This is a genomic window from Pseudomonas sp. M30-35, from assembly GCF_002163625.1.
Classification (GTDB): Bacteria; Pseudomonadota; Gammaproteobacteria; order Pseudomonadales; family Pseudomonadaceae; genus Aquipseudomonas.
The window spans coordinates 1712946-1736609 of the sequence record NZ_CP020892.1; the positions used below are offsets into that span (position 1 = coordinate 1712946).

23 protein-coding genes are annotated in these 23664 nt (G+C 54.2%); 3 read left to right on the top strand and 20 right to left on the bottom strand.

Annotated features, from left to right (window positions below):
* Positions 1–16: 16 nt before the first annotated feature.
* From B9K09_RS08010 to B9K09_RS08045, 8 genes are all read right to left on the bottom strand, one after another.
* A complete protein-coding gene (locus B9K09_RS08010) occupies positions 17–298 on the bottom strand; it encodes a DUF427 domain-containing protein (protein WP_087516311.1) in 282 nt (93 codons plus the stop codon).
* Between the two features lie 71 nt (positions 299–369).
* Complete coding sequence (gene msrB, locus B9K09_RS08015; protein ID WP_087516312.1) at positions 370–813, bottom strand: peptide-methionine (R)-S-oxide reductase MsrB; 444 nt, start codon at positions 811–813, stop codon at positions 370–372.
* A 336-nt stretch (positions 814–1149) separates the two neighbouring features.
* Positions 1150–1803, bottom strand: a complete 654-nt coding sequence (locus B9K09_RS08020) for an HAD family phosphatase (protein WP_087516313.1) — start codon at positions 1801–1803, stop codon at positions 1150–1152.
* Positions 1803–2792 (bottom strand): ABC transporter ATP-binding protein, encoded by a 990-nt coding sequence (locus B9K09_RS08025; RefSeq protein WP_087516314.1) that lies wholly within the window; start codon positions 2790–2792, stop codon positions 1803–1805. The genes B9K09_RS08020 and B9K09_RS08025 overlap by 1 nt, the downstream gene beginning before the upstream one ends.
* On the bottom strand, positions 2789–3589 hold the full coding sequence (locus B9K09_RS08030; protein WP_087516315.1) for an ABC transporter permease: 801 nt from the start codon (positions 3587–3589) through the stop codon (positions 2789–2791). Before B9K09_RS08030 ends, B9K09_RS08025 begins: the two co-directional genes overlap by 4 nt.
* Positions 3576–4421 carry an ABC transporter permease subunit gene (locus B9K09_RS08035; protein WP_177408712.1) on the bottom strand — a complete coding sequence of 282 codons (846 nt, stop codon included), beginning with the start codon at positions 4419–4421 and terminating at the stop codon, positions 3576–3578. The genes B9K09_RS08030 and B9K09_RS08035 overlap by 14 nt, the downstream gene beginning before the upstream one ends.
* 5 nt (positions 4422–4426) lie before the next feature.
* Positions 4427–5233 carry an alkaline phosphatase family protein gene (locus B9K09_RS08040; RefSeq protein WP_087516317.1) on the bottom strand — a complete coding sequence of 269 codons (807 nt, stop codon included), beginning with the start codon at positions 5231–5233 and terminating at the stop codon, positions 4427–4429.
* Positions 5234–5321: 88 nt separating this feature from the next.
* Entirely contained in the window at positions 5322–6380 is a 1059-nt protein-coding gene (locus B9K09_RS08045) for an ABC transporter substrate-binding protein (protein ID WP_087516318.1), read from the bottom strand.
* A gap of 316 nt (positions 6381–6696) precedes the next feature.
* On the opposite strand from B9K09_RS08045, the gene B9K09_RS08050 reads away from it, so the two are divergent.
* Positions 6697–7413, top strand: coding sequence for a UTRA domain-containing protein (locus tag B9K09_RS08050; protein WP_087516319.1), 717 nt, complete (start codon positions 6697–6699; stop codon positions 7411–7413).
* 87 nt (positions 7414–7500) lie between these two features.
* Here the strand turns inward: B9K09_RS08050 and lpcA are convergent, their stop codons facing one another.
* The 9 genes from lpcA to B9K09_RS08095 form a co-directional block, all read right to left on the bottom strand.
* Entirely contained in the window at positions 7501–8088 is a 588-nt protein-coding gene (lpcA, locus tag B9K09_RS08055; protein WP_087516320.1) for a D-sedoheptulose 7-phosphate isomerase, read from the bottom strand.
* Positions 8089–8095: 7 nt separating this feature from the next.
* Positions 8096–9385, bottom strand: a complete 1290-nt coding sequence (locus B9K09_RS08060; protein ID WP_087516321.1) for a M18 family aminopeptidase — start codon at positions 9383–9385, stop codon at positions 8096–8098.
* A 64-nt stretch (positions 9386–9449) separates the two neighbouring features.
* A complete protein-coding gene (locus B9K09_RS08065; protein WP_087516322.1) occupies positions 9450–10178 on the bottom strand; it encodes a 4'-phosphopantetheinyl transferase in 729 nt (242 codons plus the stop codon).
* Between the two features lie 114 nt (positions 10179–10292).
* A complete protein-coding gene (locus tag B9K09_RS08070) occupies positions 10293–11135 on the bottom strand; it encodes an EamA family transporter (RefSeq protein ID WP_087516323.1) in 843 nt (280 codons plus the stop codon).
* Between the two features lie 93 nt (positions 11136–11228).
* Positions 11229–11825, bottom strand: a complete 597-nt coding sequence (locus tag B9K09_RS08075; RefSeq protein WP_087516324.1) for a cytochrome c3 family protein — start codon at positions 11823–11825, stop codon at positions 11229–11231.
* A 9-nt stretch (positions 11826–11834) separates the two neighbouring features.
* Positions 11835–12323, bottom strand: a complete 489-nt coding sequence (locus tag B9K09_RS08080) for a nitrate reductase cytochrome c-type subunit (protein WP_087516325.1) — start codon at positions 12321–12323, stop codon at positions 11835–11837.
* Positions 12324–12334: 11 nt separating this feature from the next.
* The gene (gene napA, locus B9K09_RS08085; protein ID WP_087516326.1) at positions 12335–14839 is read right to left on the bottom strand and encodes a nitrate reductase catalytic subunit NapA; all 2505 of its coding nucleotides are present in this window, start codon (positions 14837–14839) and stop codon (positions 12335–12337) included.
* Complete coding sequence (locus tag B9K09_RS08090; RefSeq protein ID WP_087516327.1) at positions 14836–15096, bottom strand: chaperone NapD; 261 nt, start codon at positions 15094–15096, stop codon at positions 14836–14838. The genes napA and B9K09_RS08090 overlap by 4 nt, the downstream gene beginning before the upstream one ends.
* Positions 15097–15143: 47 nt before the next feature.
* Entirely contained in the window at positions 15144–15314 is a 171-nt protein-coding gene (locus B9K09_RS08095) for a periplasmic nitrate reductase, NapE protein (RefSeq protein ID WP_087516328.1), read from the bottom strand.
* 213 nt (positions 15315–15527) lie between these two features.
* On the opposite strand from B9K09_RS08095, the gene B9K09_RS08100 reads away from it, so the two are divergent.
* Positions 15528–16712, top strand: a complete 1185-nt coding sequence (locus B9K09_RS08100; RefSeq protein ID WP_087516329.1) for an MFS transporter — start codon at positions 15528–15530, stop codon at positions 16710–16712.
* A 19-nt stretch (positions 16713–16731) separates the two neighbouring features.
* Here B9K09_RS08100 and B9K09_RS08105 read toward each other — a convergent pair whose 3' ends face one another.
* The 3 genes from B9K09_RS08105 to B9K09_RS08115 form a co-directional block, all read right to left on the bottom strand.
* Positions 16732–17730: an AraC family transcriptional regulator gene (locus B9K09_RS08105; protein ID WP_087516330.1), complete on the bottom strand. Its 999-nt coding sequence runs from the start codon at positions 17728–17730 to the stop codon at positions 16732–16734.
* A 117-nt stretch (positions 17731–17847) separates the two neighbouring features.
* Entirely contained in the window at positions 17848–19017 is a 1170-nt protein-coding gene (locus tag B9K09_RS08110; protein ID WP_087516331.1) for a lactonase family protein, read from the bottom strand.
* A 72-nt stretch (positions 19018–19089) separates the two neighbouring features.
* Complete coding sequence (locus tag B9K09_RS08115; RefSeq protein WP_087516332.1) at positions 19090–21480, bottom strand: glucose/quinate/shikimate family membrane-bound PQQ-dependent dehydrogenase; 2391 nt, start codon at positions 21478–21480, stop codon at positions 19090–19092.
* A 530-nt stretch (positions 21481–22010) separates the two neighbouring features.
* Here B9K09_RS08115 and B9K09_RS08120 point away from each other — a divergent pair.
* Complete coding sequence (locus tag B9K09_RS08120; protein WP_087516333.1) at positions 22011–23651, top strand: AMP-binding protein; 1641 nt, start codon at positions 22011–22013, stop codon at positions 23649–23651.
* The last annotated feature ends 13 nt before the right edge of the window (positions 23652–23664 follow it).

A 23664-nucleotide genomic window follows, 5' to 3' on the forward strand; every position in this document is an offset into this window, starting at 1 on the left:
CGTGAGCCAATACTGTTTAGTCGCTAACCACAACATCCTTCCAAAACGCCACGTGGCCCTGAATGTTGGCAGCTGCCTCTTTGGGTTCTGGGTAATACCAGGCTGCGTCGGCGTTGTGCTTATCCTTAACTTCAAGACTGTAGTAGTGCGCCTTGCCTTTCCATGGGCAATGGGTGCTGTAGTCGCTGGGCTTGAAATACTCGCTGACGATGGAGTCTGGCGGAAAGTAGTGGTTACCCTCAACTACGACAGTGGCATCGGACTGAGCGATCACCGTTTCATTCCAAGTCGCTTTCATGTCTATGTCCTCATGACACAACAAGCTGTGGCGCGGTCTCGCGCCACAGGACTAACAGCAATTAAAGTTTTTTAATCGAGCTTCTTCAAGGAGACGGCATTCATGCAGAAGCGCAAACCGGTTGGCTCTGGCCCATCGGGGAACACGTGGCCCAAATGTGCACCACAAACATTGCAGGTGTTCTCTATGCGGGTCATGCCGTGGCTTGAGTCCGTATGATAGGCAACCGCGTTGTCTTTGATGGGTTGCGTGAATGACGGCCAGCCGCTGTGCGACTCGTACTTGCTGCTGCCATCAAACAGTGGTGTGTCGCAGCACACACAACCATAAACACCCGGCTCAAACAGGCTACACATTTGCGAGCTGTGTGGTCGTTCTGTGCCGGCTTGGCGGGTGACCCGGTATTGCTCCGCATCGAGTTGGGCACGCCACTCGTCTTCGGTTTTGGTGACCTTACGATCAGGCGCTGGGTTGCCGTGGGTGGCTCGAGAAATAACATCGTTCCAGTTATGCATCTTAGGCTCCTAGCTAAATATCGAATGTGCAGCTGACTGAGGCAACTCAGGTAGACGCTGTTTGTATCGCGTCGTTGAGAAGTAAGTGCCGAGAGTGGCACATCTTGAGTCTCAACGAGCCGACTGTTAAGCATCTACACAGTAGGGACTCGTGAACTTGCAAACTGTTACAGGCGTTGAGTGTCAGCGCGCTGGGCTGTGCGCTGCGCTAGTGCAGGTTTGGTGGCTGGCTGGACATCGCTGAAAAGCGATGTCCAGCAGCATCAGCATCTTACACAATCTACAAGCCTTAGCGGCTGCCGTGGGTGCGTGGATTGGCTCACGCCACTCTCAGGCTCAGCGCCAGTTGAGGATTGGCCAGCCGGCCTGCTCGGCATAGCGTCGCAGCTCTGCAACCGGGTTCACCGCTCGCGGGTTGTCGACTAGCTTGAGCAGTGGCAAGTCATTGTGTGAGTCTGAGTAAAAATAGGCACCTGCAAGTGATTCGTCGTGTTCGGCAAGCCACTGCTTGAGGCGTGTGACTTTACCTTCACGATAGGTCAACACGCCCTGGGTGTTGCCACTGTAGCAGCCATGCTGAATATCCAGGTCTATCGCCAGCACCTCATCGATGCCTAAGCGTTGTGCAATCGCGCTGACCAAAAAGTGCGCTGAGGCAGAGATAATCACTATGCGCTCGCCCGCTTTACGGTGAGTGGCCAAGCAGCGGGTTGCATCACTGTGCAATAGTGGTTCGATCACATCCTCGACAAATGGCTCGACGACAAAAGCGACTTCCTCCGGGGTGCGGCCAACCAGTGGCGACAGGCTGAACGCCATGTAGTCTTCCATCGCCAGTTCGCCTTGGGCGTACAAAGCCATTAACTGGTGATCGCGGGCAAGAAAGCTTTCGCCGTCGACCCAGCCAATCTTGGCCATTTCGGCACTCCACAAGCTCGCGCAGTCGCCATCAATCAAGGTGTCATCAAGGTCAAAAATTGCCAGAGTCATCATGCCACCTCACGCACGGCTTGCTCATCGATGCTGAGGATAATGCGTTGGCCTTTGCCGTGCAGATCACTCTCGCTACGGTTGAGTACATCGACCAGCAACTCAACGCCCCGCGCTTCCACGCGGTAGCGGATAACGTTACCGAGCAAGCTGTGGCTGCGAATCAGACCTTCAATTTCGCCCCCGGCGCTAATCGCAATCGCTTCTGGGCGAATGGCCACACGCGTGCTGATAGGACGGCCGAGTAGACGGCTGGCGGTTTCAGCATCGAGTAAGTTGTAGTTGCCGATAAAGCCTGCAGCGAAGGCATCAACAGGTTCGGTATACAGCGTTTCAGCATTGCCGCTTTGGACGATCTTGCCCGCGTTCATCAAGAAGATGCGGTCGCTCATGACCAGTGCTTCTTCTTGATCGTGAGTGACGAAAATCGTGGTCAGGCCGAGTTCTTGCTGAATCTCGCGGATCTGCTCACGCAAATGTTTACGAATACGCGCATCGAGCGCCGAAAGCGGCTCATCCAGCAACAGCAAACGTGGGCGAGTGACCAGCGATCGGGCCAGCGCCACACGCTGGCATTGGCCGCCAGACAGCTGGTGCGGATAGCGATCGGTGAAATCGCCCAGCTCAACCATCTTCAGCGCTTCTTTGACCCGCTCGCGGCTTTGCTCTTTATTGACTTTCTGCATGCGCAGGCCGAATGCGACGTTTTGCTCGACGCTCATGTTCGGAAACAACGCATAGCTTTGGAACACCATGCCGATCCCGCGCTTTTGCGGAGTGACGGGTACCAGATCTTCGCCGTCGAGCAGGATCTGCCCGCCATTGACTGTGGTCAGGCCAGCAATGCAGCGCAGCAAGGTCGACTTACCGCAACCTGATGGGCCGAGCAGGGTGACGAATTCACCTTGAGCGATTTCACAGTTGATATCGCTGAAAATCTGCGTGTTGCCATAGCGTTTATGCAGGCTCTGAATACTCAGAAAACTCATGATTTGTCCTTGTTCAGGCGGTTGGCTGCCCAGGTAAATATCAACACAAAGAAGAAATAAGAGATCACCAGCGCACTGTTGAAGTGACCGCTGCTGTTGCGCATGTTGTTGAGGTAAACCTGCAATGTTTCATAGCGCGTACCGACCAACATATTGGCGAAGACAAACTCGCCAAACAAAAACGAGAACGACAGAAACAGCGATACCATCAAGCCTTTGCGCAGGTTTGGTAGCACCACCAGAAAGGCTGCTTTCCAAGTGCTGGCACCAAGCAGATGCGCTGCATCCATCAGGTCTGGCAGGTTGATCGCCTGCAGGTTATTGGTGATCGCACGGTACATAAAAGGCAGGGCAATGGTGAAGTAGCAACCAATCAGAATCCACGGCGTACCCACCAACTGCACAGGCCCGGAGCCGTAAACTTGCAGCAAGCCAACCGATGACACCACGGGAGGCATGGCGAAGGGCAGCAGGATGAGGATATTCATCAGCGCGTCTAGTTTCGGGAAGTAGTAATGCACCACAAACAGCAGTGGCAGAATCAGTACTGAGGCCAGAAACAACGCGGAAAAGCAGATCAACAGCGATTGCCCAAAGGCCTTGAGAAAACGCGGTTCGCCCCACAGTTCGAGGTACCACTTGAAGGTCAGGCCATCAGGCAGAATGGTTGCCGACCAGCTGGTCGCCAGCGAATACAACAAAGTGCCTGCCAGCGGGAGCAGCAAGATCAAAAACAGCAACCACACCACAACACGGTGATAGAGGATGCTGACGGTTTGGCCTTCAACGCGCGACATGGTAGCTCCTCTTCAGTAGCAGTTGATGGACGACGGTAATCAGCGCCATAAGCCCGAGCAGCACCATCGACAACGCGCTGGCCAGGTTCGGGTTCAGCGAGATATCGCCGGAAACCAGGCCCGCGATGCGAATCGGCATAATGTTGAAGTTACCTGTGGTCAGGTAATACACCGTGGCATAGGCGCCCAATGCGTTTGCCAGCAGAATCACAAAAGTGCCGAGCAATGCCGGTGTCAGTACGGGTAAGCCGATATGACGCCAGAAATCCCAGGTGTTGGCACCGAGCAAGGCTGCCGACTCGCGCCAGTCTTCGCGCAGTGCGTCAAAAGCGGGGTAGAGGAGCATGACCCCGAGTGGAATCTGGAAGTAGGTGTAGAGCACGATCAAGCCGGTTTTGGAGTACAGATTGAAGTCTTCAATCCAGCCAATTTGTTTGAGCAGCAGGGTGATCGCGCCATTGAAGCCGAGCAGGATGATAAAGGCGAACGCCAGAGGCACCCCCGCGAAGTTGCTGGTCATGTTGGAGAACGCCATGACGAAATCGCGCAACTTTGAATCAACCTGATGCAGCGAATAACTGCCGATGATGGCGATGATGATGCCGAATAGACTCGACCAGAATCCCACCTGCAAACTGTGTTTGATTGCTTGTAGGTAGAACTTGGAGGAGAAGATTTTCTCGAAGTTGGCCAGGCTCCAACTGCCATCAACGTTAACGCTGTTGAGCGTGATCCAGATCAGCGGGGCGATCTGAAACGCGAAAAAAAACAGCGCAAATGGAATCAGACACAGCGCAGCCAGCCATTTGCTTCGTGATCCTCGTGGTTTCAGGGCACTCACTTAAGCAGTTCCTTACACTGTGGTTTGTCGTGGGCCACGCCAAGCAATTGGCAGACGGTGCCGCACAGCTCCGTCTGCTTGGGCGCAGCTTGTGGGTCCAGGCTGAAGGCCTCACCCAGTACAAACAGCGGCACTTCGCGCTCTTCAGCCAGCAAGCCGTTGTGCGAGCGATCGTTGTTCATGCCGTGATCGGCGGTCACCAAGACTTGATAGCCGTCATCAAGCCAACGCTGCAAATATTCGGCGATGACTAAATCAGCGCGTCTGGCGCTGTTGCGATACTGCGCTGAATCAAGCCCATGCTTATGACCGGCATCGTCAATATTCATGGGATGAACCAGTAAGAAATTCGGTTTGTGCTGCGCGCGTAAGTGCTCAGCATCATCAAACACGTGTGAATCCGGGTAGTGATCGGCGTAGTAAAAGTGGCCATGTTGAATCATCAGCGTGGCGTCGTCGGTGTGGCGATCACGGGCAGGCATGAACGGTGAACGGTTATACAACTCGCTCATCCAGTGATAAGCCGCCGCAGCCGTAGTCAACCCAGCATCACGGGCATAATGGAAGATGCTGCGTTGGTTGCTCAGGCGCACCACATCGTTATGCACGATGCCGCTGTCGATGGGGGCAACACCGGTCATGATGCATTCGTAGAGTGGCCGAGACAGCGAAGGTAGCTCACATTCGAGTTTATACAGTGCAGCGCGACCAGCGCCACAGTAGGCCTGCAGATGGCCCATGGCATGTTGGGCGACCTCATAGTTCAGGCCATCCAGAATCACTAGGATGACGTTGTGTTTCATAGTCGACTCACAGCCAGTACTGGGTTTTCTAAATCAACAGGGAGGCAACTCGCGTTGCCTCCCTTTTGGTTAAGCATTTAGAAAACGCTTATTCCATGTTGATGATGACGTTCTCTTGCCACATTTGCGGCAGAGCTTTGGAGGTTGCCTCCCAAGCGGCGGCATCTTTGATCGGCTTGACATTGGCGTACTGCTCGTTAGGCAATAGTTTGGCCTGAACCTCTGCTGGCAATTTCAGGTGCTCGGCACGAATGGGCCGTGCATTACCTTTGGCCAAGTTGATCTGGCCTGCGTCGCTGAGAATATATTCACGTGCGAGTTTGGCCGCATTAGGGTGCTTGGCGTATTTGTTGATGATGGTGGTGTAGCCCGAAATCACCGAGCCGTCAGACGGGATCAGTACTTCAAAGCGGCTTGGGTCGATCTGGTCGCGGTAGCTAAGGCCGTTGAAGTCCCAGACTACGCCGACTTCAACTTCACCTTTCTCCAGGGTTTGGATGGTCGGGTTAGACAGCGACAGGCGACCTTGCTCGGCAATGGTGCCAAAGAAGTCCAGGCCGGGTTGGATGTTCTTCTCGTCACCGCCGTTGGCGATGGCGGCTGCCAATACGCCGTTTACAGCTTGAGCGGCGGCACTGACATCGCCAATGGCAACTTTGTATTTGCCGTTTTTCAGGTCAGCCCAGCTCTTGGGTATATCTTTAACCAACTGCTTGTTGACAATGAACGCGATCGAGCCGGTGTAGGCAAGCATCCAGTGGCCATCTTTATCTTTGGCCCAATCTGGAATCTGCTCCCAAGTGGTTGGTTTGTAGGGTTGGGTTACACCTTGCTGCACGGCGATAGGGCCGAACGCAGCGCCAACATCGCCGATGTCTGCGGTGGCATTGTCTTTCTCAGCGGCGAACTTGGCGATTTCTTGGGCCGAGCTCATGTCCGTATCGAGGTGTTTGAGGCCGTAGATTTTGTTCAGGTCTGCCCAGGTGTCTTTCCAGTTAGCCCAGCTGTCGGGCATGCCAACGCTGTTCACTTCGCCTTCGGTACGAGCAGCCTGCTCGAGTGCTTTGACATCTGTATCCGCAGCCATTGCAGTTGTTGCCATGGCGATGGCCGAGCCCATCAAGGTCGCTAGCAGCAGTTGTTTCATTTGAAACTCCCTTGCAAATTAAGTGTTGGTCTAGATCAGCAATACCCGAGCCAATTTAGGCTCTATAAATGACAGTTTTATGTCTTGCGCCACTGCGTATTTTGAATAGGCGCTGGCAGCGGACTGCTACTCAAGCGTAGACCATAGATAAGTGGCTGTTTTCATAGACCATATTTGCCCGAATAGGCGGTGTAAGAGGCGCTGTAAGTCTGACTGTCATCTAGGCGTCATCTAGACTGCCTAGGCTTGCTGCAAATGCTGAGCTGCTTAAATTGAGCATTAAATCAGGCTGGACTAGTCCAAAAGGAACAACTTGATGCGTGAGGTAACACCGCGGGCGGTAACGACTATCTGTCGAGCACTTGAAGAGCAGATCGAGCACGGCTTGCTCGTATCTGGCAACAAGCTGCCCGCTGAGCGTAAGTTGAGTGAGCTGTTCGATACCACGCGCATCACGTTGCGCGAGGCTTTGGGGCAACTGGAATCGCAGGGGCTGGTGTACCGTGAAGAGCGTCGTGGCTGGTTTGTTTCGCCAGCACGTGTGGCTTACAACCCATTGGTGCGCAGTCATTTTCATGCGATGGTTGCTGAGCAAGGGCGTGAGCCAGCCACAGAGGTGTTAAGCGCTCGGTTGATTCCGGCAAATGCAGAAATTTGCCAGATACTCGGTCTGCCAGCGCTAACCAGTGTGTTTCAGATTCGCCGGGCTCGGCGTATTGATGGACGCTTGGTGCTCTATGTTGAGCATTACTTGAACCCGCTGTATTTCCCGGCAATTCTCGAGTTTGATCTGACCCGCTCGCTGACTGAGCTGTACGCCAAGCAATATCAGATTCGATACGGTCGGGTGCGCTTTGACATGGTGCCAACAGCGCTGCATGCAGAGGCCGCGAGCAGTTTGAAGGTTGCGGTGGGCAGTCCGGCACTGCGCATTACTCGAGTCAATCGCGATCAGCATGACCGGTTGATCGACTGTGACCTCGAATATTGGCGCCATGACGCGATTCACGTCAGTGTTGAGGTACCGGATTGATTGCCGGGCAATGGTGGACAAGCTGCGCGTTGTCACCCCCTGCGCGTAGGGTGGGGGACGCTTTATCCACCCACCACAGCGCTTATATCATGCGTAGTTTTCAGGATTGAGCTTGCGCTCAATCAGCTCAATCAGGATATGCACGACTTTGATGTGCAGCTCCTGAACGCGGTCGGCGTAGTTGCCCCCTGGCGCGCAAATACAAATATCCGCCAGCTCTTCCAGCTTGGAGCCGGGCTTACCGGTCAGGCCAATGACTTTGACCCCGAGTTGCTTGGCTGCAGCTACAGCATTGAGCACGTTGGGGCTCTTGCCGCTGGTGCTGAAAGCCAGCAATACATCGCCTTCACGACCGTGCGATTCGATATAACGCGAGAAGATGTATTCGTAACCGAAGTCATTGGCCACGCAGCTTATGTGGCTGGCATCGCTGATTGAAACCGCAGCAATACCCGGGCGATTGCCGCGATAACGGCCCGTCAACTCTTCGGCGAAGTGCATGGCGTCGCACATCGAGCCGCCGTTGCCGCAGGAGAAGACCTTGCCTTTGTGCTCAAAACTATCGACCAGCATTTGCGCTGCGTCTTCGATGTTTTGCAGGGTCTGCTGGTTGTTGATGAAGTTGTCCAGCGCACTTTGCGCTTCCAGCAGGCTGTTGCGAATATGCTCGATCATATAGGCCTCAAGGCAGCTCGGAGCTGCTGTAGAACGCACTCAGAACTTTGACCAGATGAGCCAGGTCGTGGCTACCGGCAAGCTCGCGGATTGAATGCATGGCAAAGGTTGGCAAGCCGATATCAACGGTTCGTACACCCAGTTGGCTAGCGGTGATTGGGCCTATGGTCGAGCCACAGGCCATGTCACTGCGTACCACGAAGCTTTGTACCGGAACTTCGTTTTCCAGGCACAGATGCCGGAAGAAGCCCGCGGTTTCACTGTTGGTGGCGTAGCGCTGGTTGCTGTTGATTTTGATCACTGGACCGGCATTGAGCTTGGGGCCGTGATTCTCATCATGTTTGTCTGGGTAGTTCGGGTGAATGCCATGGGCATTGTCGGCAGAGACCAGCAGCGAGCGCTGGATGCTACGGATGAAGTCTTGGTCCTGTGGAATGACTCGACGCAATACTTGCTCGAGCATTGGACCATCGGCGCCGCATGCGGAGCTGGAACCAATTTCTTCGTGGTCGGTGCAGACCAGCACGCAGGTTTCAGCATCACCGGCGCTGAGCAGGGCTTGTAGTCCGGCGTAGCAAGAGAGCAGGTTGTCGAGACGCGCACCGGCGATGAAGTCACGGTTAAGCCCGATTATGGCTGCAGGTTGGGTATCGTAGAAGCTCAGTTCGTAATCGAGCACAGCATCGGCGTTCAAGCTGTGTTCAAGGGTCAGTTGGTTGGCGAGCAGGGCGCGAAAATCAACCGGTTCAGTGCCCGCGACCTGGGCCAGAATCGGTGGCATCTCGGTCTGCTTGTTGATCTCCCAACCACTGTTCGCTTCACGGTTAAGGTGAATGGCCAGGTTGGGGATGACAGCTATCGGCAGTTCGAAGTTGATCAGTTGGCTTTCAACTTTACCGTCGCGGCGGAAAGTTACACGGCCAGCTAACGATAAGTCGCGGTCGAACCAAGGGGCGAGCAACGCACCGCCGTAGATCTCTACACCCAACTGGAAAAAACCGTGGCGTTGCAGTTCCGGGTGCGGTTTAACGCGCAGGCATGGGCTGTCTGTATGGGCGCCAACGAGGCGAATACCGGCATCAGTCAGCGAACGTTTGCCGACTTTAAAGGCAATGACAGCTGAGTCATTGCGAGTGACGTAATACTGGCCACCGGCTTCGGTGTGCCAAGTATCGCGTTCATCTAAACGCTGGTAACCAGCCGCTTCTAGGCGAAGGGCAAGGTTAGCTGTGGCATGAAAGGGCGTTGGCGAGGCTTTGAGGAAGTCGATCAAGCCTTGGTTCAGTTCGTCGCGCATAGGTGCTCCTGGCAGCAATTACCAGAGTTTATCGGATTTGCGCGCGAGAAGGGATTAACTGACGCTACTGTGATGATTGATGTGGAATATGGACCAAACTCATCAGGTGGTGACCGAACATGCAAAACTGTCCTTCGATTTCACTCCCTGCGGGCCAATCATGATTCAAGTCGATAAGTAAACGCAGGCGGGCTCGTCCTTGCTGGCTGTTGTCGCAGTTGATTAGCTCGGCATCCTCAAAGTAAAAACGGGTCAAAACCAAAGGGTAGAGGGCTTTGAACAGACTTTCTTTGAGTGAGAACGTCAGGCTGATCCGCCAGGCTTGTTGCTCAGCGCTGGTGCTGGCAATGCTGTGTAACTCGCGCTGGGTCAGAATTTCACTGGCCAGGCGTATTGCCCGCTCAGCACTCAAGGGCTCCTCGATATCCAGACCAAGGCCTCGCCAATGTGTCCGTTCGGCAACAACCGCAGCAGCCAGACCGTGGCCGTGAGAGATGGAGCCACAGACATCCAATGGCCAGACTGGTGCGCGGTCTTCACCCACTGCTGGCACGCCAGCCACGCCAGTAACCTGACGCAGTGCTTCGCGTGCACAAATACGGCCCGCAAGGTACTCGGTTTGACGTTTTGCAACGCCGCGCACCGGGGCAATCGCACAGCACTCAAACGCCGTGGGGTCAAACAAGCTGGGGTCAAATTGCGTGCTGATTAGCCGAACGCCAGGCATTTGCACCGGTAATGGCCAGCACTCACTCAGTGGTGTGCAGCAGTTCGGTAAGTAGTTTTCATTCATCGTTGTATTCTGCACTGTGTCCAACAGTCGATCCAGGCAAGGCTGCGGCTACTAAGGTGGGCATCGTCAAATTCTTTATTGCTGTCAGCGTATGTCGCAAAGTGCCAGCTTGTATCAGGCCAGCTTAAGGGTTACGACGCCGAGCAGGATCACTAGACAGGAGACAATCCTGAGCAGTGGCAATGACTCTTTGAGGACTAAGCGTCCGATCAGCAAGGCAAACAACACACTGCTTTCACGCAGCGCAGAGACTACGGCAACCGGAGCCAGGGTCATGGCCCAGATGACGATGCTATACGCCAGCAGCGACATCACACCGCCGCCCAGTCCACCTTTCCAGTGCTGGCTTAATTTACCCAAAACTGATGTGCCACGCAGGCCGACGAGGATAATAAATGTGGCTGCGCCATTCATCGCAAACAGCCACATTGCGTAAGACAGCGCATCACCATTAACCCGTGCGCCAACAGCATCGGCCAAGGTATAGGCGGCAATAAAGCTCGCAGTGGTGAGTGCGGTCAGTAGCAGTGGGGTATTGAACTGGCTGTCCTTGTGGGTTCGCAGCGCCATCATCCAGATACCCGTTACCAGAATCAGCAGCCCACTTATTTGTTCCCAGCTCAGGGTCTCATGGAGCAGGGCGACGGATATCAATGCGACGATCAGCGGCGAGCTACCCCGAGAGAGCGGGTAGACCTGACTCAGGTCGCCGTATTTATATGCATGGGCGAGGAAACCGTTGTAACCGATATGCAGCAATACCGAGAGGATGATCCACGGCCAAGCAGCGGTTTCGGGAAAGGTGACGAAGGGCAGGGTGCAAATTGCAGCTATGCCAGCGCCCATTTGAATCAGGCACACACTCAGGTAGCGGTCCAGACCAATTTTGATCAGGGCGTTCCAGCCTGCATGCAGCATGGCGGCTGCCATCACTGCGAAGAAAATGCTGCTGTCCAAGCGCGTTTATCCTTGTCACAACCCATTGCGATGTCAACGCGCAGTAGAAACAGGCGTACCCAGTGCAACAGTGTACGCCTGTCTTTTTACCGTTTACCAACCCGGCACGCCAGTCATGTCCGGTAGTTTGTGGGCGATCCCTTTATGGCAATCAATACAGGTGGCCTCACCGCTGGCCAATGAAGTTGAGTGCATTTGTGCAGCACGTTTACTTTGCTTGGTGAAGTCCATGAAGTCGAAGTTGTGGCAGTTGCGACATTCCAGCGAGTCGTTGGCCTTGAGCCGCTGCCATTCATGTTCGGCAAGTTCGCGGCGGTGGGCGAGAAATTTCTCCCGGGTGTTGATGGTGCCAAAAATCTTGCCCCACACCTCTTTTGATGCCTGCATTTTACGGGCGATTTTATCAGTCCACTTATGCGGCACGTGACAATCCGGGCAAGTTGCGCGAACGCCTGAGCGGTTGCTGTAATGGATGGTGTCCTTGAGCTCAACAAATACGTTGTCACGCATCTCGTGGCACGAGGTGCAAAATTGCTCGGTGTTGGTTACTTCCAGAGCGGTGTTGAAACCACCCCAAAAAATGATTCCGGCAATAAACCCGCCAAGGGTTAAGACCCCCAGGCTGATGTGCAGGCTGGGTCGGCGCAGTGTGCCCCAGTAATCCTTCAGGAAGGCGAACAAAGATTTCATAACACCTCCTCAAGGATTCTGCTTGGCCGATTTGTTTTCTTGTTCAAGCACTCTATCGATGTTCTTGAAGGTATTGCCCACGAGTGGCGGCGCCTCTTTTTGCGTAACATGGCACTGGTTGCAGAAGTAGCGCCGAGGCGAGACCGCCGCCAGTGCCTGACCATCACGGTCCATGTAATGCGTGATGCTGATCATCGGGGCCTGAGTTTTGGCACTGTTGGCGCGGCTGTGACATGACAGACACTTGTTGCTGTTTATATCCAGGTGATAGCCGCGCGTACTGTGCGGAATCGTCGGCGGCTGTTCTGGATAATTACGTTCGCGTTTGATGTCCTTGTTTTCAGTGCTACTCAACTTCGGAGCAGGAAGATCCTGGCTCAAGGTGCCACCCGGACGTCGCCCATCGGGTGCGGGCGCGTCGAGTGGATAATTGATGTCGCTGGCAACTGCAATGCCAAACACGGCAAGTAGTAAAAGCGGCAGTAGGCGGTAGCTCATGACTGTATTCCTCAGGCCAGGTTGACCAGTTCGATCTTCACCGCACATTTTTTGTAGTCGGTTTGTTTGGAGATCGGGTCGGTGGCATCCAACGTGACTTTATTGATCAGTTTTCGAGCATCAAAAAAGGGTACGAATACCAGCCCTTGAGGAGGCTTGTTACGCCCGCGGGTTTCGATGCGTGCACGGGTTTCGCCACGGCGGCTGATGACCTTAACTTCGCTGCCGCGCCGTGCCTTCATGGCTTTAGCATCGTCGGGATGCATGTAAACCACTGCGTCCGGCACGGCTCTATGCAACTCCGGTACGCGCTGGGTCATGGTCCCGGTGTGCCAGTGTTCGAGCACTCGACCGGTACACAGCCAGAACGGGTATTCCTCATCCGGTGATTCTGCTGGCGGCTCGTACGGCAGGGCGAAGATGATGGCTTTTTTATCGGCATGGCCGTAGAACTGCACCTCGCTGCCTTTTTCCACGTACGGGTCAGAGCCTTCGCGGTAGCGCCACAAGGTTTCCTTGCCATCCACCACCGGCCAACGCAGGCCGCGAGCGTTGTGATAATCATCAAAGGGTGCGAGATCATGGCCATGCCCTCGGCCAAAGGCGGCGTACTCTTCAAACAAGCCTTTTTGCACATAGAAGCCAAAGGCTTTGGTCTCATCATTGAGATAGCCTTCAGCCAATTGTTCGCTTGGGAATTGGTCGACCTGACCATTTTTGTAGAGCACTTCGAACAGCGACTTGCCTTTTAGCTCTGGGGTTTTTGCCAGCAGCTCTGCTGGCCAGACATCTTCCGTTTTGAAGCGCTTGGAAAACTCCATCAGTTGCCACAAATCTGACTTTGCATCGCCCGGCGGGCTGACAAGCTGATGCCAAAATTGCGTACGCCGCTCGGCGTTGCCGTAAGCACCTTCCTTCTCGACCCACATGGCAGTCGGCAATATCAGGTCGGCGGCCTGGGCAGACACGGTTGGGTAGGGGTCGGAGACAATTACAAAAACATCGGGGTTACGCCATCCCGGCAATACTTCCTGCATGATGTTGGGCCCGGCCTGCATGTTGTTGCTGGCCATGGTCCAGTAAACCTTGAGTACGCTGTCTTTGAGCATGCGGCTCTGTTGCACCGCATGAAAGCCTGGTTTTTCCTGAATCGTTCCGGCGGGTAGCTTCCAGATCTTCTCCGCCGTTTCTCGGTGTTTAGGATTGGTGACGACTAAGTCAGCCGGTAAACGGTGTGAAAAGGTGCCCACTTCTCGAGCAGTACCGCAGGCTGATGGCTGGCCTGTCAGCGAGAAAGGGCTGTTGCCCGGCTCGCTGATTTTGCCGGTGAGCAAGTGAATGTTGTAAACCATGTTGTTGGCCCAGACGCCGCGAGTGTGCTGGTTAAAGCCCATGGTCCAGAACGACACTACTTTACGTTTTGGGTCGGCGTACAACTCGGCCAACTGCTGCAGCCGCTCAGCTGGCACGCCACTCTCTTTGGCCGCTCGCTCAAGGGTATAGGGTTTGACGAATTCAGCGTATTGCTCGAACGAGATATCGCCCCAGGTGTTGGCGTTGTCGGCGTTCTTGGCTTGCACCTCCAGTGGGTTGTCTGGACGCAGGCCGTATCCAATGTCTTCGGCACCTTTGGCGAAGCGGGTGTGCTTGCTGACAAAGTCCTTGTTCACTGCGCCAGACTGAATGATGTGGTTGGCGATGTAGTTAAGGATTAACAAGTCAGTCTGTGGGGTGAAAACCATGGGTATATCGGCAAGCTCAAAACTGCGGTGCTCAAAGGTCGAAAGCACGGCCACTTTGACATGGGGAGAACTCAGGCGCCGGTCAGTCAGACGGCTCCAGAGAATCGGGTGCATCTCCGCCATATTTGAGCCCCAAAGCACAAATGCATCGGTGGCTTCAATGTCGTCATAGCAGCCCATTGGCTCATCCATGCCGAAGGTACGCATGAAGCCCATGACCGCTGAGGCCATGCAGTGGCGCGCGTTAGGGTCGATGTTGTTACTGCGAAAACCTGCCTTCATCAACTTATTGGCGGCGTAGCCTTCCCAGACTGTCCACTGGCCGGAACCAAACATGCCGAGCGCTGTTGGGCCGTCTGATTTAAGGGTCTGTTTGACCTTGGTTTCCATGATGTCGAACGCTTGCTCCCAGCTGATCGGCTGGAAGTCGCCCTGTTTGTCGTATTGACCGTCCTTCATGCGCAGCATCGGCTGGGTCAAGCGATCGCTGCCGTACATGATCTTCGACAGGAAGTAGCCTTTAACGCAGTTAAGGCCGCGGTTGACCTCAGCCTTGACATCACCATGGGTTGCCACCACTTGGTTATCGCGAGTCGCAACCATCACACTGCAACCGGTACCACAAAAGCGGCAGGGTGCCTTGTTCCAGTTCAGCGTGGTCATGTCTGACTCAGTGACTAGATTGGAGGCCGTGGTAATTATTGGTAAACCCGCTGCGGCTGCAGCGATTGCAGCGGCCTGTGCTTTGGCAAACTGACGACGAGTCAGGTTCATGGTGTTGCTCCTTCGCTGGCAAGGAGTTCGTGATAAACCAGTGCGGCATTTAGCACACCGGGAATGTTGTTGATCTGGTCAATACGTTGAAGTATTTGCTGCTCATCTTTCGCCTCAATGACCACTACGAGCTTGCCGACAGGGCTCTCCTGATGCAGTTCAAGGCCAGGTAGCAAGCGCAAGTTGGCTTTCACCGCGGCAAATAATTCGGGGCGTGCGTGTACCAATAAACTGGCGATATGCATAGATTCATCCATGTCACGTTGCTCCAGGTTGAGCGTGTGCTGTGCGGTGAAATGCGAAGTTAGGAAGGAGGAGGGCCGGGTGGGCCGACAAGCATCTGCAAAAACCAGACAAAGAAGCCGTAGCCACCCACAATGGCGATGGCTAACGCAGGGAATAGGCAAATAACAAGAAATAGGAAAAGTCGGGTTTCCTTGCCCTTTGTGCCCTTATCATCCGCAGTATCACGCATGCAGGCTCACTCCTTTAGATAGGTGTGAAGCAAGTTTAGACACGCTTGGAAAAAGCGAATTGATTGAGGTCAATGACCTGATAAATGGTAGGGGAAAGTAGCGGTGGAAACAGGCTCTGGAGGTTTTTGATTGTGCCCGAGCGGCGCGCAAGGTGGATAGCATGCTAACATTTGTTTGCGGCCAATCAGGGGCCGTTTTTTGTGAGCAGTAGAATGTCCGATAGCAATCCTTCCAGCCATCTGCAACAAGGCACCAGAGCTTATAAACGCGCAACCTTCGCGTTATTTTGTGCAGGGTTTTCGACCTTTGCTTTGCTCTATTGTGTGCAACCGTTGCTGCCTTTACTGGCCAGTTATTTCAGTGTTTCAGCCGCAGCAAGCAGCTTGGCGTTATCCCTGACAACGCTGAGCCTTGCCTTGTGTTTGTTGATCTCTGGCGCGCTAGCAGAAAGCTGGGGGCGTAAGCCGGTCATGGCTGTTGCACTGGGGCTGGCTAGCCTGCTTGGTGTGGCCTGCGCATTTGTCAGCGACTGGGATCATTTATTGGTTTTGCGCGCATTGCTCGGTTTGGCGCTCAGCGGGTTGCCAGCACTGGCTATGGCTTATGTGGGCGAAGAGTTCGACCCTGAAGCCTTGCCTGCTGCGATGGGGCTGTATATCGGCGGCACCGCATTGGGTGGTTTGTTAGGGCGATTGCTGGCGGGTCTACTCAGCGATATTGGTGGATGGCACCTGGCCTTGGCCGGTATTGGCGGCCTTGGGGTTTTAGGTCTTGGTTTGTTCATCTGGCTGTTACCTGCTTCGCGACATTTTCAGGCGCAGTCGTTGTCGTTCAGCGGCCTGTTACGCAACTTTCGGTTGCACCTGGCCAATCGAGAGCTACGGCTGTTATTCAGCATGGGTTTCTTGTTGATGGGCGGTTTTGTCGCCATGTTCAATTACGTAGGCTTCCGTTTGGCTGCAGCCCCATTCAACTTGTCGTCGACGGTGATTGGCTTGCTGTTTACGGTTTATCTGGTAGGTATTTTCAGTGCCGGCTGGGCTGGAAGACTTGTGCCACGTTTGGGCGCACGCCAGGTTATGCAGGGCGGGATTGTCATCATGCTGATCGGTGTCGGGCTGTGCGCGACGCCTTGGCTGGTTGCCGTAGTCATTGGTTTGGGATTGTTCACCCTTGGCTTTTTTGCTGCGCATGCGGTCGCCAGTGGCCAAATCGGCCAGCGAGCAAAAGGCGCTAAAGCTCAGGCGTCTGCACTGTACCTGTGTGCCTATTATCTGGGCTCAAGCGTGGTCGGTTACGTTGGCGGCTATGTATGGGAGCACGCGGGTTGGTTGCCGTTGTTGGGCGTTTTGGCGGGTTTGTTTATTGTCGCTGCATGGCGTGCTCGCAAGCTGTAAGTATCAGCACGCAGCCAATTCACTGCTCCATCGAGCGATACGCTCCAGGCGTTAATCCGGTCCATTTTTTGAAAGCACGATGAAAGGCTGAAGGTTCAGAAAACCCCAGCTGTTCGGCAATCATCTGAATCGACACCTCATCGCGGCTCAGGTGGTAAATAGCCAGGTCGCGGCGTAAATGGTCTTTCAACTCCTGAAAACTGGAGCCTTCTTCGCGCAGGCGGCGACGCAAGGTTTGTGGGCTCATGTGCAGTTTTTGCGCGACTTCTTCAAGGTCCGGCCAGTCGCTGCAATCACGTCCGAGCGAGCGCCTTATCTGACTGTTCAAGCTATGCCCGCCGTCGGGGCGGGCAAGAAGATCTGCCGGTGAATGTTGAAGAAAATGCTTGAGCGTGCGTTCGTCCTGCAGCAAGGGCATCGCCAGATAACGCTTGTGAAAACGTATGCAGGTTCGTTGACTATTGAACTCCCGCGGGCAGGGAAACAGCAGTTGATAGTGCGTTTCATGATCCGGCTTGGCGTAGCTGAATGTTGCTTGCTCAAGGCGAATACGCTGACCGATCAGCCAACTGCCCAAGCGGTGCCAAATAACCAGTAATGACTCGATCAAAAAATGTTCAGGGTCATCCAGGGTTGGGCCATCGACTGTGAGGCAGGCGAAGTCACCTTCGTGGCTTATTTGAATGCTTGGTGCTTCGGGGAACAAGCTATAAAACAGGCTGCCGCGACTCAGGGCTTTTTCCAGTGAATGGCAATGGATAATTGCATGGCACATCATGGCGAAGGTGCCGCGCTTGCTTGGGTATTTAGCGAAACCGAGATATTCGTCGTCGAGCATTTCCCAAAGCTGCTGAATAAGCAGGGCGAATTGTTCGGGAGCGATGCGTGCTCGCGGCTCGTCCAGTAGCGCGGGTTGGATATTGAGCTGGCGAAGCAGTGCCGAACAGTCACAACCCTTGCGCTGCGCACCGCCTAGAACGGCACGGACAAAATGGCTGGCAATGGTTTGTTCGCTCATGAAAATGTTCCCGGCTAACGACTGCCCGATGGTGCCAGTCAGTCGCGGCAGGGACAAGCATACTGGCGCACGGATGAGCAGACGTGCGCTGAAATGGCCGTTTCAGCGCATGGCGTGTTATCTGTCAGCGCCGATAAATACCAGGTCAGATGGATTGCCAATGCTGACTCGTTGCTGGACTTTTCCCAGTTTGCCGCTGAGCGCGTCGCGGGTAATCACCAGCACTTCATTGCTGCCTTGATTGGCAACCAGCAGGTGATTACCACTCGGGTCCAGGCTGAATTCACGTAACTCTTTGCCTTCGATCATGTGGCGCTGAATTAACGCTAGTTGAGCATCCGCTGGGTTAGTTTTGAATACCAGTATCTGACTCACCGGACCGCGAGTTGCAACGTATAAAAAGCGGCCATCCGCTGAGGTGTGCAAAGCCCCGGCTGCATAACTTGCGGGTTCAGTGTTGGCCTGATCAAGGTCAATAATGTGCGGGTTTAATAGCTTGCCTTGCTCGTAGTCGAACACGGCTAACTGATTACTGAGCTCAAGTGTCAGGTAGGCTTGCTTGCCGTCATTGCTGAACAGCAGGTGGCGCGGGCCGCTGCCGGGTGGCAACGCAGTTGAGCCTGCGGGCGTTAAGGGGGTTGAGCCTGCTTGGGGGTTATAGCGATAGCTAAACACTTGATCAGCGCCTAGGTCGCTGGCAAACAAATACTGGTGATCATTGCTCATTATCACAGAGTGAACGTGTGAGCTAGCTTGACGCTCTTTGTTGACACGGCTGGGCGGGTGGCTGAAGCGCTGGCTTGGCGCATGCAACTCACCGTCGGCGCCAACGGGTAACACGCTTAGACTGCCGCCAGGGTTCGGATTGACCGCATAGTTGGCGACAAACAGGAAGCGCTCATCAGCGCTCAAACTGGCATGGGTTGGCTCATCACCGCCGCTGTCGACACGGTTGATTGGCTTAATCGAGCGGTTGTTTGCGTCAATTGAAAAACTACTGGCCTGACCGATATTAGCGGCTTGGCCCGGACCGTTTTCATTAACGCTAAATAGCCTGCTTTGATCCGCCGAAAGCAACAGGAAGGATGGATTAGCAGCGCTGATGACTTGTTCCGGTTGCTCACCGATACGACCTGTTTGGTTGTCGTAGTGATAACGATAAATACCTTGGCTTGTGCCTTGGGTGTAGCTGCCAATTAACAGATCGTATTGGTTGGGCATGGTCGGGCTCGTGGTGCAGGCGCATAAGCTGGAAATGCTTAGCAACAGGGCGGTTGGTTTGAGCATGCTTGCTCCTTGGCAAAACAAAAAGAGGGCCTTGCGGCCCTCTTGAAGTACAAACAGCTAGTTTAAGCGCTGTTATTTTTTCGGCAGTGCAAAGGCCATTACATAATCACCTTGCTTGGTGCCGAGCGAGCCGTGACCACCGGCAACCACCAACACGTACTGACGACCGTCTTTGCCGGTGTACGTCATCGGTGTGGTCTGGCCGCCAGCAGGTAGACGGCCTTCCCATAGTTGCTTGCCGTTACGCACGTCATAGGCGCGCAGGTATTGGTCGAGTGTACCGCTGAGGAAGGCCACGCCAGCTTCAGTGGTGATTGTTCCACCAAGGCTTGGTACGCCCATCGGTAGCGGCAAAGGTACAGGTGAGCTGTCACGCACGGTGCCGTTTTTGTGCTGCCAGATGACTTGATTGGTGGTCAGGTCAACAGCTGCGACATAGCCCCAGGGTGGCGACTGGCACGGCAAGCCTAGCTGCGACAGCAATGGCTGTAGAATCACGCCATATGGCGCGCCTTTGTTTGGTTGCACGCCTTCTGTTTCACTCTTGCGGGCTGGGCCACCTTCAACGGCCTCACTCGGTACCAGTTGTGAAGTAAACGCCATGTAGTTGGGGTTTACGATGGCAATCTGACGTTTAGGGTCAACCGAGATACCGCCCCAGTCAAACACGCCGAAGTTGCCCGGGTAGACAATCGAACCTTGCAGCGATGGCGGGGTGTAGATGCCTTCATAGCGCAGCGATTTGTACTGGATGCGGCATAGCATCTGGTCAAATGGCGTGCCGCCCCACATGTCCTTCTCGGTCAGGGTTTCCGGCATGAAATGCAGTTCAGACATTGGCTGCGTCGGGGACGTGAAATCGCCTTCGACTGCGCCCTGCGGAACGGCTACTTCATTGACCGGGACAATCGGCTTACCGGTTGCACGGTCAAGCACATAAATGCTGCCTTGCTTGGTCGAAGCCACCAGCGCCGGCTTGACGCCGTCTGCTGTTTTGATATCAATCAGGGTTGGTTGGCCACCAATGTCCATGTCCCACAAGTCGTGGTGGGTCATCTGGAAGGTCCAGCGGACTTTACCCGTTTTGGTATCCAGCGCTGTTACGCCAGCACTGTAGGTTTCTGATGCCTCAGAGCGATTGCCGCCCCATTGGTCAGGCATTTGGTTGCCCATCGGCAGGTACAGCAGGCCGAGTTTGTCGTCGATGCTCATCACCGACCACATGTTCGGTGAGTTGCGGGTGTAGGTTTCACCTTCGGCAATAGGCGCAGTGGCATCTGGATTGCCGCTGTCCCAGTTCCATACCAGGTGGCCATCTTTGGCGTCGTAGGCGCGAATTACCCCAGAAGGTTCATCGATCGACAGGTTGTCAGTCACATGACCGCCAATGATCACCAGATCGCCACTGACACCGGGAGGCGAGGTCGAGTAGTAGCCACCTGGGGTGAAGCTGCCAATGTTGGCAGTCAGATTAACTGTGCCATTGTCACCGAACTCGCTGCAGACTTCACCGGTGTCAGCATTGATTGCCATCAAGCGGGTGTCAGCAGTTGGCAGGAATAACCGGCGCGGGCAGGCATTTTGCACAGGTGCGGTGTCGGTTTGAGCAACACTTTTATCTTCGTGATAGGCAACGCCACGGCAGGTCATGTGCGCCCAACCTTTGAAGCTCTCAGCATTTTGTGTGCTGAGCTTAGGGTCGAAGCGCCAGATCTCCTTACCGCTGTCCGGGTCAAGCGCTATCAATTGGCTGTGTGGCGTGCAGACATAAAGCATGCCGTTTACTTTCAGCGGAGTATTTTCTGCCGTGGTTTCCTGTGGGTCGTTTGGCCCTGGAATGTCACCGGTACGATAGGACCATGCCAGCTCAAGCTGGTTGGCATTTTCTGGGGTGATCTGGCCCAGCGGAGAGTAGCGGTCACCAAAGTTGGTGCGACCGTATGCTTGCCAATCGCCGTCAGGCATTTCGGGGGCCGCACTTTTTACATCAGTGGTGGCACGGGTTAGCTCGCCCTTGATTTCACCGTTATAACCGGTGAACTGGCTTGCAACCGCAACAGCCCCGGCCAACACCACCGAAGCGCCGAGCAAACCGTTAGCCAAGCCAACAGGTTGTGGCTGTAATGGGCGACGCAGCCACGGTAGCCACAGCAGTAAGCCAATGGCGAACCACAACGACAGGCGTGGCACCAGTTGCCACCAGTCAAGGCCAATTTCCCAGACCGACCAGCCGGTGCTGGCGAACAGGAAAATCGCATAAATAATGACGACTGCTGGATGCAAGCGGAACAGGAAGAAGCCGCTGAGGCTAACGCCAATACCTGCTAGCAAGTAATACCAAGAACCTCCGAGCATGCCGAGGCGGATGCCACCGACCAATAATGCCAAGCCCATGATGAGCAGAAGGCCAGCCAATATTTTGGCGGGTATTCGGCCGCGATTCCGTGCACCAGCAGTGCGCATATATAAAGCTCCTGTTTGGGGATTAACGACAGTGTTAACAGTCTGGCATCGATTTAGAACATCGGAATACCTGAATGGCGATTGGTTCAGTACCTGAGAGCATTTCGCTATCACGTGCACGGTTGAATCGCCGTTCGGAATATTTTGTGACAGATGTCCATAGTACCTGACACAAACAGTCAATGCAGGCTGAGCGTATGCGTCATTGAGGCGGGTGCATGCGGCGTCTAGTCTGAAGGCCCGCTCAGTTTTAGAGAACGCACGGATTCTGAGGCATTTTTGCCAAGTCGAACCTAGCCTGTCGTGTACTTCAGCTTAATGGGTTTTTTGCGAAGCCATTTGGTTTCTCATCAAGCGGGCATGTGTTGTAGATAAAAGTGCTTTGCAAATAAGTTAGTGGTGATAGTTGCAGGGGTATCAAGGGCGGCAACAACTGACTCAAATCGGTGTTTGTTTCGATACAAAACACAGTTCACGCACAGTCTCTTAACTGCGCGACGCTCCCCTAATAATTACAATGAGGTTTATCGATGAGCCAACAACTGCCGCTACAGTGCCTAGAATATCGACTGGCAACAACCCCTGACAAAATATGGCTAAGCCAGCCTGTAGCAGGACATTGGCAGGATATTAGTTGGTATGAAGCTGATCAGCAGGCCAGGCAAATAGCGGCTGCGTTGCAGGCCATGGATTGCCAGCCGGGTGATCGTGTGGGGTTGTTAGCCAAGAACTGTGCGCAGTGGTTCATTGCTGATCTGGCGATTATGCAGGCAGGGCTGGTGAGTGTTCCGCTGTATCCATTGCAGTCGGCCCAGAGCATTGATTATGTGCTGCGACACTCCCAGTGCAAGGCTATCTTTCTGGGCAACCTCGATGAACCTAATAAAATTGAGGCAGGCATCCCGTCAGAGGTTATTCGTATCGCCATGTCGCAGTCGAATATTAAGGCCCAGTACCAGTGGGATGAGTTGCTTGCACAGCACCAACCGATATCGCATGTGCATCAACAGCAACCGAACGATTTGCTCAGCATCCTCTACACATCAGGTACAACGGGTGTCTCAAAAGGGGTGATGCTGACAGCGCAAGCCTTTGCGTATGCCGGAGCTAATGTGGTCGCAGAAATGCAGATTGGTGCCGACGACCAGTATTTCTCGTATTTGCCACTTTCGCACGCGGCTGAGCGTTTCATGGTCGAGATGAGCAGCCTGTATAGCGGCGGCAGTGTTGGCTTTTCGGAGTCACAAGAAACGTTCAGCGCAGATATGAAACATGTGCGGCCAACGATATTTTTCTCGGTGCCGCGTCTCTGGACTCGTTTTCAAATGGGCGTGGTTGCGCAGTTACCCCAACAGAAATTAGAGCGTTTGCTGAAATTACCGATAATCGGGCGATTAGTGGCAAGTAAAATCCGCAAGAGTTTGGGGTTAGATCGGGCTCGCTTTATGGTGAGTGGAGCTGCTGCAATTCCTCAAGCTTTGCTGGAGTGGTATCAGAAGCTGGGAATGACGATTTGTGAAGGGTACGCCATGACCGAAAACTTCGCATACGGCACTTTCAATCGCCTTGGGCAGGTGCGTTTTGGCAGTGTCGGACGGCCTATGCCAGGTTGCGAGCTGAAAATTTCTGACGCTGGTGAAATCCTGTTTCGCAGCCCCTGTTTAATGCAGGGTTATTATCTGGAGCCCGAAAAAACATCCGAGACCTTGCAAGACGGCTGGTTGCATACAGGTGATAAAGGTCAGGTTGATGCTGATGGTTACTTGAGGATTACCGGTCGAGTCAAAGATATCTTCAAAAGCAGTAAGGGTAAGTACATTGCCCCTGCGCCGATCGAGGGTGTGATTGCCAAGAATCTGTTGATTGAACAGGTGTGTCTCATGGGCAGTAATCTTGATCAACCTCTTGCGCTGATTGAGTTGTCGAGTGCCGCTCGTGCTCAGCCCCGCCAGCAGCTTGAACAAGCACTTGAGACTGTTAGGGTTGAACTCAATCAACAACTGCAACCCCACGAGCGAGTGAGTCATTTTATTCTGGTGCGTGAGCCGTGGACGGTGGATAACGGTTGCATGACCCCAACAATGAAAATTCGCCGCAATGTATTGGAAGAGCGTTTCTCCCCGGAAGTGTTAAACCTACAGGCTGAACAATCACTGTATTGGCAGCAATAGTTGTAGTTAAGGT

Coding starts and splice junctions, on each gene's coding strand:
- B9K09_RS08010 (WP_087516311.1), bottom strand. CDS start 298: ATGAAAGCGACTTGGAATGAAACGGTGATCGCTCAGTCCGATGCCACT.
- msrB (WP_087516312.1), bottom strand. CDS start 813: ATGCATAACTGGAACGATGTTATTTCTCGAGCCACCCACGGCAACCCA.
- B9K09_RS08020 (WP_087516313.1), bottom strand. CDS start 1,803: ATGACTCTGGCAATTTTTGACCTTGATGACACCTTGATTGATGGCGAC.
- B9K09_RS08025 (WP_087516314.1), bottom strand. CDS start 2,792: ATGAGTTTTCTGAGTATTCAGAGCCTGCATAAACGCTATGGCAACACG.
- B9K09_RS08030 (WP_087516315.1), bottom strand. CDS start 3,589: ATGTCGCGCGTTGAAGGCCAAACCGTCAGCATCCTCTATCACCGTGTT.
- B9K09_RS08040 (WP_087516317.1), bottom strand. CDS start 5,233: ATGAAACACAACGTCATCCTAGTGATTCTGGATGGCCTGAACTATGAG.
- B9K09_RS08045 (WP_087516318.1), bottom strand. CDS start 6,380: ATGAAACAACTGCTGCTAGCGACCTTGATGGGCTCGGCCATCGCCATG.
- B9K09_RS08050 (WP_087516319.1), top strand. CDS start 6,697: ATGCGTGAGGTAACACCGCGGGCGGTAACGACTATCTGTCGAGCACTT.
- lpcA (WP_087516320.1), bottom strand. CDS start 8,088: ATGATCGAGCATATTCGCAACAGCCTGCTGGAAGCGCAAAGTGCGCTG.
- B9K09_RS08060 (WP_087516321.1), bottom strand. CDS start 9,385: ATGCGCGACGAACTGAACCAAGGCTTGATCGACTTCCTCAAAGCCTCG.
- B9K09_RS08065 (WP_087516322.1), bottom strand. CDS start 10,178: ATGAATGAAAACTACTTACCGAACTGCTGCACACCACTGAGTGAGTGC.
- B9K09_RS08075 (WP_087516324.1), bottom strand. CDS start 11,825: ATGAAATCTTTGTTCGCCTTCCTGAAGGATTACTGGGGCACACTGCGC.
- B9K09_RS08080 (WP_087516325.1), bottom strand. CDS start 12,323: ATGAGCTACCGCCTACTGCCGCTTTTACTACTTGCCGTGTTTGGCATT.
- napA (WP_087516326.1), bottom strand. CDS start 14,839: ATGAACCTGACTCGTCGTCAGTTTGCCAAAGCACAGGCCGCTGCAATC.
- B9K09_RS08090 (WP_087516327.1), bottom strand. CDS start 15,096: ATGGATGAATCTATGCATATCGCCAGTTTATTGGTACACGCACGCCCC.
- B9K09_RS08095 (WP_087516328.1), bottom strand. CDS start 15,314: ATGCGTGATACTGCGGATGATAAGGGCACAAAGGGCAAGGAAACCCGA.
- B9K09_RS08100 (WP_087516329.1), top strand. CDS start 15,528: ATGTCCGATAGCAATCCTTCCAGCCATCTGCAACAAGGCACCAGAGCT.
- B9K09_RS08105 (WP_087516330.1), bottom strand. CDS start 17,730: ATGAGCGAACAAACCATTGCCAGCCATTTTGTCCGTGCCGTTCTAGGC.
- B9K09_RS08110 (WP_087516331.1), bottom strand. CDS start 19,017: ATGCTCAAACCAACCGCCCTGTTGCTAAGCATTTCCAGCTTATGCGCC.
- B9K09_RS08115 (WP_087516332.1), bottom strand. CDS start 21,480: ATGCGCACTGCTGGTGCACGGAATCGCGGCCGAATACCCGCCAAAATA.
- B9K09_RS08120 (WP_087516333.1), top strand. CDS start 22,011: ATGAGCCAACAACTGCCGCTACAGTGCCTAGAATATCGACTGGCAACA.